The 12,228-nt window shown below is 33.3% G+C and carries 11 protein-coding genes; 7 read left to right on the top strand and 4 right to left on the bottom strand.

The genetic code is table 11. The annotated features are described in order from the left end of the window. Positions 1 to 8 precede the first annotated feature (8 nt). The 4 genes from E9099_RS02600 to E9099_RS02585 form a co-directional block, all read right to left on the bottom strand. Positions 9 to 479, bottom strand: a complete 471-nt coding sequence (locus E9099_RS02600) for a hypothetical protein (protein WP_136582170.1) — start codon at positions 477 to 479, stop codon at positions 9 to 11. An 870-nt stretch (positions 480 to 1,349) separates the two neighbouring features. Next, the gene (locus tag E9099_RS02595; protein WP_136582169.1) at positions 1,350 to 2,330 is read right to left on the bottom strand and encodes a hypothetical protein; all 981 of its coding nucleotides are present in this window, start codon (positions 2,328 to 2,330) and stop codon (positions 1,350 to 1,352) included. 244 nt (positions 2,331 to 2,574) lie between these two features. Then, positions 2,575 to 3,228: a hypothetical protein gene (locus tag E9099_RS02590; protein ID WP_136582168.1), complete on the bottom strand. Its 654-nt coding sequence runs from the start codon at positions 3,226 to 3,228 to the stop codon at positions 2,575 to 2,577. A 182-nt stretch (positions 3,229 to 3,410) separates the two neighbouring features. After that, positions 3,411 to 3,896: a hypothetical protein gene (locus tag E9099_RS02585; RefSeq protein WP_136582167.1), complete on the bottom strand. Its 486-nt coding sequence runs from the start codon at positions 3,894 to 3,896 to the stop codon at positions 3,411 to 3,413. A 209-nt stretch (positions 3,897 to 4,105) separates the two neighbouring features. Between E9099_RS02585 and E9099_RS02580 the strand changes: the two genes are divergently transcribed. From E9099_RS02580 to E9099_RS02550, 7 genes are all read left to right on the top strand, one after another. After that, positions 4,106 to 5,377 carry a DUF2851 family protein gene (locus E9099_RS02580; protein ID WP_136582166.1) on the top strand — a complete coding sequence of 424 codons (1,272 nt, stop codon included), beginning with the start codon at positions 4,106 to 4,108 and terminating at the stop codon, positions 5,375 to 5,377. Between the two features lie 109 nt (positions 5,378 to 5,486). Then, positions 5,487 to 5,714: a PspC domain-containing protein gene (locus E9099_RS02575; RefSeq protein WP_101017429.1), complete on the top strand. Its 228-nt coding sequence runs from the start codon at positions 5,487 to 5,489 to the stop codon at positions 5,712 to 5,714. Between the two features lie 3 nt (positions 5,715 to 5,717). Then, positions 5,718 to 6,743: a potassium channel family protein gene (locus E9099_RS02570; protein ID WP_136582165.1), complete on the top strand. Its 1,026-nt coding sequence runs from the start codon at positions 5,718 to 5,720 to the stop codon at positions 6,741 to 6,743. Between the two features lie 91 nt (positions 6,744 to 6,834). After that, positions 6,835 to 8,424: an alanine/glycine:cation symporter family protein gene (locus E9099_RS02565; RefSeq protein WP_136582164.1), complete on the top strand. Its 1,590-nt coding sequence runs from the start codon at positions 6,835 to 6,837 to the stop codon at positions 8,422 to 8,424. Positions 8,425 to 8,434: 10 nt separating this feature from the next. After that, positions 8,435 to 9,322: a ComEA family DNA-binding protein gene (locus tag E9099_RS02560; RefSeq protein ID WP_136582163.1), complete on the top strand. Its 888-nt coding sequence runs from the start codon at positions 8,435 to 8,437 to the stop codon at positions 9,320 to 9,322. 24 nt (positions 9,323 to 9,346) lie between these two features. Further along, the gene (locus E9099_RS02555; RefSeq protein ID WP_136582162.1) at positions 9,347 to 10,516 is read left to right on the top strand and encodes an acyl-CoA dehydrogenase family protein; all 1,170 of its coding nucleotides are present in this window, start codon (positions 9,347 to 9,349) and stop codon (positions 10,514 to 10,516) included. A 190-nt stretch (positions 10,517 to 10,706) separates the two neighbouring features. Then, complete coding sequence (locus tag E9099_RS02550; protein WP_136582161.1) at positions 10,707 to 12,137, top strand: carboxypeptidase-like regulatory domain-containing protein; 1,431 nt, start codon at positions 10,707 to 10,709, stop codon at positions 12,135 to 12,137. The last annotated feature ends 91 nt before the right edge of the window (positions 12,138 to 12,228 follow it).

Here is a 12,228-nt window from a genome sequence, read left to right as displayed (position 1 = left end):
AAGCAGTTTTATTCACAGTCTATGTCTGAGACGTTTCTTGCCTCTAGAATATTTACGACCTCGTAAGTGCTTTCATAATCAGCAGCAAATCCATCTTCTGATTTTCCTTTATCAATAATTTCAATACTCACAAATATTGGGGAGTAAGGTTCTTTGTTTTTTGTTAAATTATAGTATAACTCATAAAATTCCTCTCCCGCCAAAATCCAAAATTCATTATTATCTCCACAAGGGGAAAAACTACTAACTTCATGTCCTAACGTCATTCTTCCTCTCAAAATATTTTGTGTATAATCAGATTTGGATTGGTCTTTTTCAGAATAAACTAGGAAATCAGTGTTTATTTTTGAATTTTGTTCTACTATTTTTTCATTCGTAAAGTTTTTAACGGTTTTTTTTTGCTTCTCCTTACAAGAAATTAGAAATGGATTAAAAACAAATAGAACTAATAATAGTTTGAATATATCTTTTAATTTCATGGTTTTTTTTGCAATAATTATCATTTTTGAAAAATTGCTTACAACGTTTAGTATAAGGAACGTAGGGCAGTTGATGAGCACTTCGTTTCGGTTTGTCACTTAGCCAAATATAATATTTTGTATTTATCTTTTATATTGAAATACCAAATTTTATATTTGGCGGACTTCATAAATAAACACAAAACTTTGGGGTTAACACAAAGCCCTATGTTTTTTATACATTGTGTGTGCCCAGCATGGGCATCTTTTTATTTACGGAAAGGTAAATAATTAATCTAGAGGGTGCAAGTCCCTTATGCGCAGGAGTAACGTCTTGAAGCATTAGTAAGTCGCAAGGGTGGTAATCGCGAGGTTACATCTGAAGGCTATTTGTGATTGATTAATGAGCAAATACCACTACAAAACTCGGTACTGATACTTCAACTGCGCTCAGCATAAACTAAACAGAAATCGTATACAGAGGCATAGTTATTCGGGTAAGCAAGCACATCATTGTAACGCCCAAACAGTAACAAAAGGGTAACTATGTAGATACGGCAGTGATTGAGTGAAAGAGGATGCCATTACCTGGGGAGGTCTCCAAAGTTACGAGTTGACTATATGGAGAAGTCAGCAGAAGTCATAGTACTTACAGGAAACGAGTTGAGGCAATACCTCAGAAGGTCTCACAAGTAAGGAAGGACTGAACGTAATTCTCTTCAAAATTCGCATAGGAGCACTAGTGGTAGCCTATGCCTAAATTAGAAGATAGTGCCAAGGGTGAAAAGAGCTTTGGCGTGATGATTTACGAACCGCCGTATACGAGACCCGTATGTACGGTGGTGTGAGAGGCGCACTCCGGCTATTTTAGTCGGAGCCGTCTACTCGATTCTATGCAGTTTTTATTTCCTCTCTGAACCACTTTAATTCTGTTTCGTCCATTAAATTCATTTTTTTAGACATTATGAAATCTATTAATTTAGTAATTCTGTCATCTTTAAAGTTAATTAAGAAAGTCAAAATGTGAACAAGCTCAGGCTTTGTTCCACCAACATAAATTATATTCGTTTTTCTTGTTTTCGAAAGTATAGTTTTTGCTCTTTTAATTAATATATCAATAACACTTTCATTTCCGAATTTGCATATTGATTGCGTAACCATTGATTTTACATCATTATTTCGATTTGTTTTAAAAATTTCAATGAAAAAATCTAATTCCTCATCTCTTCCAATTTCTCCAATTGCATTTAATGCAGAATTAACTGTAAAAGCTTTACTGTTATTTTTAGCAACTTCTTTTAATTGTGTAATTGATTTTTCTGTACCGTGTCTAACTAAAACTCCACAAATCGAGCTTAATTCGTGAGGTTTTTTCTTGTTTTTCTCTATTAAATCTAAACAAACAATTTCTATTCTATTAGAATATGAAGAATCAAGTTTTTTTAATAATCCTAAGGCACTTAATTTAATTTGCCAGTCTTTATTTTCAATTAATTCAAAGAGATATTCTTTTTCGTTTTGAATTTCAAGTTGTGAATCATTTAGAGAAGATAAAGCAACATCACGAACCCATCTAACTTTTTCCTTTTTCACAAAATTAATTATATAGTCAGCTATTGAATGTTCTTTGTTTTTGTCAGCTAATGGAACTAAAACGTGAATTATATTTATTTTCTCTTTTGTTATTTTTTCTTTATTTAAACGTTCCTTTAGCGGACTAATCCATTTAGAGTCTGAAAGTTTTTTAGATTCAATTCGTGCCTCCCAAGAAACTGTTAAGTCAGATTTATAACTAACACCTTCGGGTAATTTAAGACCAGGACGTAAATTTTCATTTTCTAACCTTTCAAATAAATCATCTAAATAATCCATAATTATTTTTCTGTTGAGTTTTTTTTAATTGCATAGAACTAGTTATATGGTGCCTAAAGTACTAAATACCCCCTAAATATTACAGGATATGTGGAAGTTTTGTTCCTGATTTCGGTTTTGAAAAGCTAATCTACAATTTATAAAGTTGTCTTACAATACGTCGAACTACGTGTTATTTATAATTATTAGTCTTAGTGATGATCTGTAATTAGTTTTTGATTACTCACTTATAATCAATAGTGTATTATTTAAAGCGTTCTAAAAGTTGGGCACCTTTATCTTTTAATTGATCTGCCCATAAATCTAGAATAAGTAGCTTAGTTGCTTCCTCTTTTATTAATAGGTTTACCATTTTTTTTCTTTCTTTTATAGAAGCTACTAAATATTTAAAGGGTTGTAATGGTCTATCTGTTGCGACTATTACCCGCTTCTTTATGTTTGATAAATATGGTTGTAACTCTGCATCGGCCATCAGTTCTTGACACATCAGTGCTAGCATGGTGTATAACATAAAGTATTCTAAATCGTAAATTTCTTGTTCGTTTGTGGGCCATTCTTGTCTTTCTATGTCTAGTAAGTAGCCTTCGTCATCTTCGTATGGTATAGCCTCTAAAATATGATAAACGTCGTTTAAGGAACAGTCGCTTTCGTCAAAAGTTTCATCCGTTATGTATTCCCAATAGTTTTCTTCAATGTTTTTTGTAAGTCCTAAAGCAAAACCTTGACCTGTCCATTGTAATTGCAAGTAGGTATAGTGATCTTTTGGGTACTTTAAAATAGCACGTTTGTATATGGGTAATATTTTAGTGTAAATCACTTCAAACCATTCTCCTTTTTTTATTGGTTGGTAATTTGTGTCATCATCATCGAATAAAAAGTCATAGCCTTTGTCTAGCATGTCATCGGTAAGCGCGTCTATTCTGTCTTCGCAATCATCCCAGCTTTCAAACTCGGTGATGGTTTTTTGTCCCTCGGTGCCTACTATACCTTCAGTAATTATTAGATTGTTATCTTGTCGTTCTGCTTTCTAAAATCTATTTGGCTTGCGGTCAGTTGTTTCTAAATAGGATTCATTCATTTTTAATTTTTGTTTGGAGGTAATTCAACATCACCATTAGGATGAATACGGCAAATTACTTTATTAGCTTGATCGATTAGATTTAAAACAAAGACTACAGGGCCGTCTTTTGGTAGTGCTATAAACGTGTCACTTTTAGAAATAGATTGAAGCCCTTTTAGTAATGCAGAAGCAGCATCTTGAAAGCATTTTTCTATAAAATCTTCAGCATCACTTGCAAAATAATCACCGTCGGAGTCCAGTGGAAAAAAAGAGTCTAAATTTACACCACCGCATTCGCTAAAGGTTTCGCCTTCTGATCCAGCACCATACCCCATAAACTCTAAGTCAGGAGGAGAGGTAATCTCTCCTTGCGCAGTAAACATAATTTTGCCAACTGGGCGAACGGGATCATAGCCAGTATATTCTGTGTTTGCGAATAGGCGTAGGGAGTCTAAAAGTTCAGTTTTTATTAATTGATGTATAGCGTCACTTTGTGTTGCATTCATATTTTTTGAATTATTTAGTATGTTATAAGGCTTGCCAGTGTCTTTTGACACAGGCGATCAAAATTAATAAATAATATAATTTTATAATACCCTGTTTTCCGTGATATTTTGATAATGGAATGTTTATTATTATCTAAATAATGACTTGTTTTTCAAATAATTAAAGGCTGTTGTTTGTTAATATCAAACACTAGTCTTACATTTAAACCATGCAAGAAGATTTTCTACATTACTTATGGAAGCATAAAATACTAGACCCCTCAAACTTACAAACCACTAATGGTGAACAGGTCATTATTAGTAATGTGGGGACGCATAACCATAACGCAGGACCGGATTTTTTTAACGGACAAGTAACCATTGGTAAGCAACTTTGGGCTGGCAATATTGAGATTCATATTAAATCTAGTGATTGGTTTGTGCATAACCACGAGGTAGATCCTAATTATGATAACGTGATTTTGCATGTGGTTTGGGAGTACGATACAGAAGTGTTTAGAAAAGATAATACGCAAATACCAACTATTGTACTTAAAGATTATGTCTCTAAAAAAGCACTAAATAATTACCATAAATTATTTAATAGCAAACAAACATGGATTAATTGCGAAAACACTATTACCGATGTCAATGCCTTTACGGTCAATAATTGGTTAGAACGTTTGTTTTTTGAACGATTGGAGCGCAAAGCAAAAGATATTGAAGTTATCCTAGATACGTCAAACAATGATTGGGAAGCAGTATTATTTAAGTTATTGGCTAAAAATTTTGGACTTAAAGTTAATGGTGACTCGTTTTTAAGTTTAGCTAATAGTTTTGAGTTTTCAGTAGTTAGAAAACAGCAGAGTCATTTACAAAGTTTGGAAGCTTTATTTTTTGGTCAGGCTAATTTGCTAGATGGCGAAGTGCAGGAGGGCTATTATCAAGCACTTCAAAACGATTATGTGTTTCTAAAACAAAAATTTAGTTTAGATAATAACAGTGTTATCCCATTTCAGTTTTTTAGATTACGTCCTCCAAATTTTCCAACCATTAGATTATCACAGTTGGCTAATCTGTATCATGAGCATCACAATTTATTTTCAAAAGTGATTGCTTCAAAAAGCATTGCAGATATGTATAACCTGTTTTCGGTGTCAACCTCCATATTCTGGGAGACGCACTACACGTTTGAAAAAGAATCTAAAGCAAGTAAAAAGAAAATCACAAAAGCATTTGTTGACTTGTTGTTAATCAATACTATTATTCCGCTTAAATTTTGCTACGCTAAGCAGCAAGGTAAATCTATTGAAGCCGATATTGTTAAGTTAATGACGCAGTTAAAACCTGAAAAAAATGGTATTGTCGATAAGTTTAAAACATTACAAGTGGTCTCAGAATCTGCATTACAAAGCCAAGCAGTACTTCAGCTTAAAAATAACTATTGCGATAAAAACCGTTGTTTAAAATGTGCTATTGGTAATAGCGTACTGACACATTAGGAGGTGCAATTGTTGTTTTGTGATTAAATCTTTACATATCTAGACTTGTGTTAATACAAAAGCAAGACGCTTAATTATAAAATTATTAAATTTATAATTACCTTGCCATATGCAATTTTTATATAAACCATTACACTATTTTCAAAAACGAGGCTACCATGTATGCCAACGTATTGCTGACCGTCTAGGGATCAGAGCCAAAGTGGTGCGTACTAGTTTTATGTATTTAACGTTTGCAACATTAGGGTTTGGTTTTGCATTATACTTATTTCTAGCGTTTTGGATGCGTATAAAGGATATTGTATATACTAAACGCTCTTCTGTGTTTGACCTATAAATTATGACCAATCCATTAATTACGCTTTACAGATCTAAAATTTATACTGCAGTTGCCTTATTAATACTGTTATTAATAGTCGGTGTCTTAGGGTTTAGATTTATGTCCAATTATACTTGGGTAGATGCTTTGTATATGACCGTAATTACCATTACAACGGTCGGTTTTGGAGAAGTACAGCCTTTGGATGATGTCTCAAAAATATTTACGATATTCTTAATTTTAAATAGTGTGGTTATTGTAGGGTATGCGCTGACTATTATTACCGAGTTTATTTTAAGTAGAAATAATATAGAAGAACTAAAACAAAAGAAAATGCAGAAAAAAATTGATGCTCTTACTAATCATATTATTATTTGTGGTTATGGTCGAAACGGAAAACAGGCGGCATCCAAATTATTAGCACATAAGCAATCTTTTGTTATCGTTGAAAAAGATAAGGATATTATTGAAAAGAATGAAGATGAAAACACGCCCTTTGTATTTGGTAATGCCAATGAAGATGACGTATTGATGCAAGCTGGTATTACACGGGCAAGTACTTTAATTTCTGCTTTACCTAATGATGCTGATAATTTATTTGTTGTACTATCGGCAAGACAAATGAAAAAGGACTTAAGGATTATAAGTCGTGCGTCTCAAGAAACGTCTTATGAAAAACTAAAACTAGCAGGAGCTAATAACGTTATTTTACCGGATCGTATTGGTGGTGATCACATGGCATCTCTAGTGGTTGTTCCGGATTTAATTGAGTTTATTGATAATCTAGCTATCGTCGGAGAAAGCAATATTAATATAGAAGAAGTCCAAGTGGAAAAATTATACGATCCTAATACAGGAATTAAATCTATTCTTGATTTAGACTTACGTCATAAAACAGGCTGTACAGTTATAGGTTTTAAAAACGGTACAGGTGAGTATATTGTTAATCCGGAAGCTGAATTAAAATTAGTGCCTGGCTCTAAAGTTATTGTATTGGGTAGACCGGAACAAATTCAAAAATTAAATACTGTTTTTAGTTTAGACTAATGCGGTATTTAACACGTTTTCTTTTAGAAATTCATCATTTTTTTGCATCTTGCTACTCTCAAACAAAAAAATACTAACTAATAATCAAATTATGAAGAAATACCTTCTTTCAATTTTTACATTAATATTACCGCTTTTGACCTTTGCACAGGACGAAAAAGGTTTAGATCAGATTATCGACGAAAAATTCGGAAATGCTACGGGCTGGTTTGTTGATCTTATTTTTTATCAAATAGATTTTGGAGGAGGAATTAAAATATTTTGGGTATTATTTCCTTTAATTTTAGGGGCTTTATATTTTACATTCTATTTTAACTTTATCAATTTTAGAGGTTTTTTTACGTCTATAAACATTGTACGAGGTAAGTATGACGAGTTAGATCATCATGAGTCAATGATTGCTGCAGGAGATTCTACTCCAGGAGGTGATAATATAGAAACAATCGCTATTGAAAACCATGAAGGGGAAGTGTCACATTTCCAAGCCTTGACAGCAGCTTTATCCGCAACCGTAGGTTTAGGTAATATTGCAGGAGTTGCTATTGCGGTATCTATTGGTGGTGCAGGAGCAACGTTTTGGATGATTGTCGCTGGATTTTTAGGGATGGCATCTAAGTTTGTCGAGTGTACGCTGGGTGTAAAGTATAGAGATATTGGAGAAGATGGAACCGTATATGGTGGTCCAATGTACTATTTAACTAAAGGTTTAAAATCTAAAGGAATGGGAGGCTTAGGTAAAGTCTTAGCTGTTCTTTTTGCAATATTTGTTATTGGAGGTTCTTTTGGAGGTGGTAACATGTTCCAGGTTAATCAAGCGTTTCAATTAGTAGAAAATATAACAGGAGGTGATCAATCCTTCTTACATGGTTATGGTTGGGCTTTTGGTCTAGTAATGGCCGTTTTAGTAGGTATTGTAATTATTGGTGGAATTAAAAAAATTGCCAAAGTAACCGATAAGATTGTACCATTTATGGTATTAATATATGTGTTAGCCTCTTTATTCGTGATTTTTGCTAAATATGATATGATTGGAGATGCCTTTGCTCAAATCTGGAATGGTGCTTTTAGCCCAGAAGGAATGGCAGGTGGTGTTGTTGGAGTCTTAGTACAAGGATTTAGACGTGCAGCGTTTTCAAACGAAGCAGGTATTGGGTCGGCTTCTATCGCGCATTCTGCTGTAAAAACAAAATATGCTGCAAGTGAAGGTATGGTTGCTTTATTAGAGCCATTTATCGATACAGTAGTAGTATGTACAATGACAGCTTTAGTGTTAATTATTACAGGATCTTTAGCAGGTGCAGGACCATCAAGTGATGCAGAAGCTATTTTAATGACTTCAGGAGCTTTTGGTAGTGTTATTAGCTGGTTTCCTTATGTGTTAACAGTAGCAGTTGTGTTATTTGCTTTTAGTTCTATGATCTCTTGGTCTTACTACGGTTACCAAGGATGGTCTTTCCTTTTTGGAAGAACAAAAAAAGCAGAGTATATTTATAAAGTAATGTTCTGTGTGTTTGTAGTGGTCGGTGCAGCAGCAAGTTTAAATTCGGTAATTGGGTTCTCTGATGCAATGGTATTTGCAATGATGGTTCCAAACATGATTGGATTAGTATTATTAGCTCCAAAAGTGAAGGCTGAACTTAAAAAATATATGGGCGTAATTAAAGCGTTTAAAGCGTCATAAACAGTATATAATGAATATTAAATCCCACTTTGTGTTTTCTAAAAAACAACGAAGTGGGATTTTTTTATTGCTTTTAATTATTTTGTTTTTACTCGGTTTTTCTCATTTTTTGTTACCTAAGATGATGAATACAGATCCAGGGTTTACAACAAATGATAAAGACGTGTCTGGATTTATTAAACAAATAGATTCGCTTAAAGCAATAGAGATAGATAATCGGAAGCCTAAAATCTATCCATTTAACCCTAATTTTATAACCGATTATAAAGGCTATACTTTGGGAATGACTACTCAAGAAATTGATCGTTTATTAGTCTTCAGAAAACAGGACCAATGGGTCAATTCTGTTAAGCAGTTTCAACAGGTGACTAAGGTTTCGGATACGCTGTTAGCAAAAATTTCACCCTATTTTAAATTTCCAGATTGGGTGACTCATCCCAAACAAAAACAGGAAGCGTTTACTAAGTCGTTTTCCAAGTCGCCAAAATCAGAAGGTCAGAAGTTAGATTTAAATTCAGCTACAGCTGCACAACTTCAAAAAGTGTACGGTATTGGGCCTTCTTATTCAGAACGGATTGTAAAATACAGACAAAAAATAAATGGCTTTCATGCGTTTATTGAGCTACAAGAAGTCTATGGGTTGACACCAGAGGTTATTCAAAATGTAAAAGATAACTTTACTATTAAAAATCCAAGAGCGATAACTAAAATGGCTTTGAATACGGCTACTAAAGAACAGTTGGTCACTATCAAGTATATAGATTACGAAGTGGCGCACCATATAATTGAAGAACGCATCTTACGTGATGGGTTTAAATCCATTGACGAATTAACAAAAGTTAACGGTTTTCCTGTTAATAAAATACAGATAATTAAGTTATCTTTACGTCTAGATTAGAACTTAACAATAACACAACGTATTATGGAGAATATGTACTTCAGCGAAGAGCATAATTTATTTAGAGACAGTTTACGCGACTTTTTAAAAAAAGAGGTCGTACCACATATTGATAAATGGGAAAAAACAGGAAGTATAGAACGCTTTATTTGGAAAAAATTTGGCGATATGGGTTTTTTTGGTATTAGTTACCCAGAGCAATATGGCGGAATGGATCTAGATATTTTTTATATGGTTATTTTGCTTGAAGAATTACAGAAAATCAATTCTGCTGGTTTTGCTGCAGCAATGTGGGCGCATGCTTATCTTGCAATGACGCATTTAAAGGCAGAAGGAAGCGAGGCTATAAAAGAAAAATATTTAACAGCTAGTATTACGGGAGACATGATTGGTTGTCTATGTATAACAGAACCTTTTGGAGGTAGTGATGTTGCAGGAATGCGATCTACAGCGGTTAAAAAAGGAGATACTTATGTTATTAATGGGTCTAAAACGTTTATTACAAACGGCGTCTACAGCGATTACCTAGTAGTAGCAGCAAAAACAAATCCTGAATTAGGAAACAAGGGCATTAGTATTTTTTTAATTGATAGAGATACGCCGGGTGTATCTGCAACTAAATTAGATAAATTAGGTTGGAGAGCATCGGATACTGGTGAGATTGCATTTGATAATGTAAGCATACCAGCGTCTAATTTAATGGGAGAGGAAAACAAAGGATTTGCATATATTATGCAACATTTTGCTACAGAGCGTCTAATAATGGGTGTGAATGCACATGCTAGAGCAGAGTTTGCTATAGAGTATACCATGCAATACATGTCAGAGCGTACGGCTTTTGGAAAAACAATAGATCGTTTTCAGGCCTTAAGACATCGTTTAGCAGATCATATTACAGAAGTAGAAATCTGTAAAACATTTAATTATACGATTGCTGCTAGATTAGGTAAAGGTGAATATGTTGTAAAAGAAGCAACAATGTCTAAATTAAAATCAACGAAGGTTGCAGATGATGCTATATATGATTGTCTTCAGTTTTTAGGTGGTTATGGTTACATGGAAGAGTATCCATTGGCACGACTATTAAGAGATAGTAGATTAGGTCCAATTGGAGGTGGTACTTCTGAAATTTTAAGAGAAATTATCGCTAAAATGGTAATAGATGGTAAGGACTATAAGCCAGCGACTAAATAAATAGTGTTATCTTTTAAGCGAAAATCAAATAAAGGTTAGCGCCAAAATGGTAATAGATGGCTGACATTGTAAGCCATCTAGTATATAAAAGAGTTATTGTTTTGGCGAAAATCACTATGTTGATTTTCGCCAAAATTGTAAATAATGGAACGGGTTTTGGACCCGCTACCAAATAATAAAAATGTTTAAGATGAAAACAACCCCAATCAAATCCTTAGTAATTGTTCTGGTTTTACTAGCAACGAACTTTGCAACAGCCCAAACTGAAATTAAAAATAAGGTTGCAGATTTTATGAGCATGCTGCCTATTGAAAATGCAAGTGTCTATGTGCAAAATACAACTATTGGTACCATAACAAATGCAGATGGTAAGTTTGTGTTATTAATACCTAAAGCCTATGAGAACGATACGATTGTAGTATCTTCTATTGGATACAAGAGTTTTAAGACGACGGTAGCCGAGTTTGATAATGATTTTGATGTATTACTTGAAGAAGATATCGCGTCTTTAGACGAAATTTTAATAGTCGCAGACAACAGACCTAAAACAGGAAACGATATAATGCTTCGTGCACTAAAAAGATTACAAAGAAATAGTCCTGAAGAGCCTTACCTACAAAAAGGATTTTTAAGACATAAAGAGCGTAATAAAAGACAGTTTAAGTGGTTAGTAGAAAGTGCTATTACACTGTATGATGATTCGAGTTATGTGTCTGGAGGACAAGATAATCTTAAAATTAATGTTGACCAGGTTAGGAAAAGTTACGATTTACGTGATGTTGATAGTCTGTTTTCATATGCTACGTATCTAAAGTATAATGCAAACGTCAATTTAAAGCCTAAAAACTTAAGGAGGGATACTATTAAAAAAGCATCTTTAATCAAATCTATTAAATGGAATGATACTCGTGTTAACGGTTTAGAAAGTTTATTTAAGGGTAAACTTAATTTAGTTAGAAACTCAAAAAGCCCTAAAGCCTTATTTGGAGAAGATGTTTTAAGTACACACCAATTTAAATTGGATACTGTTTTAGTGGATAACGAAAGGAAAATTTATAAAATAAAGATTGAGAAAGGTGAAGAGTTTGTCGGTCTAAATACAAAAGGTATCTATAATGAAGGGTATATCCCAGAAGGATGGGTGTATGTGTATTGGGATAATTTTGCGATAAAAAAGATTGAATATCAATTAAGAGCTGGTTCTAATGCCCAAAAAAGTAGGAGTAAGACCTTATTTGATACACAGGTCAATCATAAATTGGTGATATCTTATATGGAGTATCAAGATAAGATGTATCCTAATTATATCTATTATGAAACGCCAAAACTAGTTAACGTTGGATACAAGCCAAGTGGTAAAATTAATAAAGAAGAAGAAGCACTGTTTAATAAAGAAGAACGCTTTTATTATACGATTCAGGAAATATTATTTACAGAGATAATTCAAGATCCAGAAAAAATTGAAAGTGCCTTGCAGCAAGATTGGGATCCAGATATATTTTCTGTAAAACCTTATAATAAAGCATTTTGGGATGATTATAATACCTTGTTAGAGAGTGAGGAAGATGAAAAGTTAATTCAGGATTTAACAAAAAGATCCTCTTTATTTAAGAAAGAGTAAATACTTCAAAACAGGCTGATTCTTAAAATCAGCCTGTTTTTTTGTCGATTTACTAATTTAATTAGGTCTTATTTGATTATTTATTAACACG

This window comes from Psychroserpens sp. NJDZ02, assembly GCF_004843725.1.
Lineage (GTDB): Bacteria > Bacteroidota > Bacteroidia > Flavobacteriales > Flavobacteriaceae > Olleya.
This window is presented reverse-complemented; position numbering and strand designations above follow the sequence as displayed.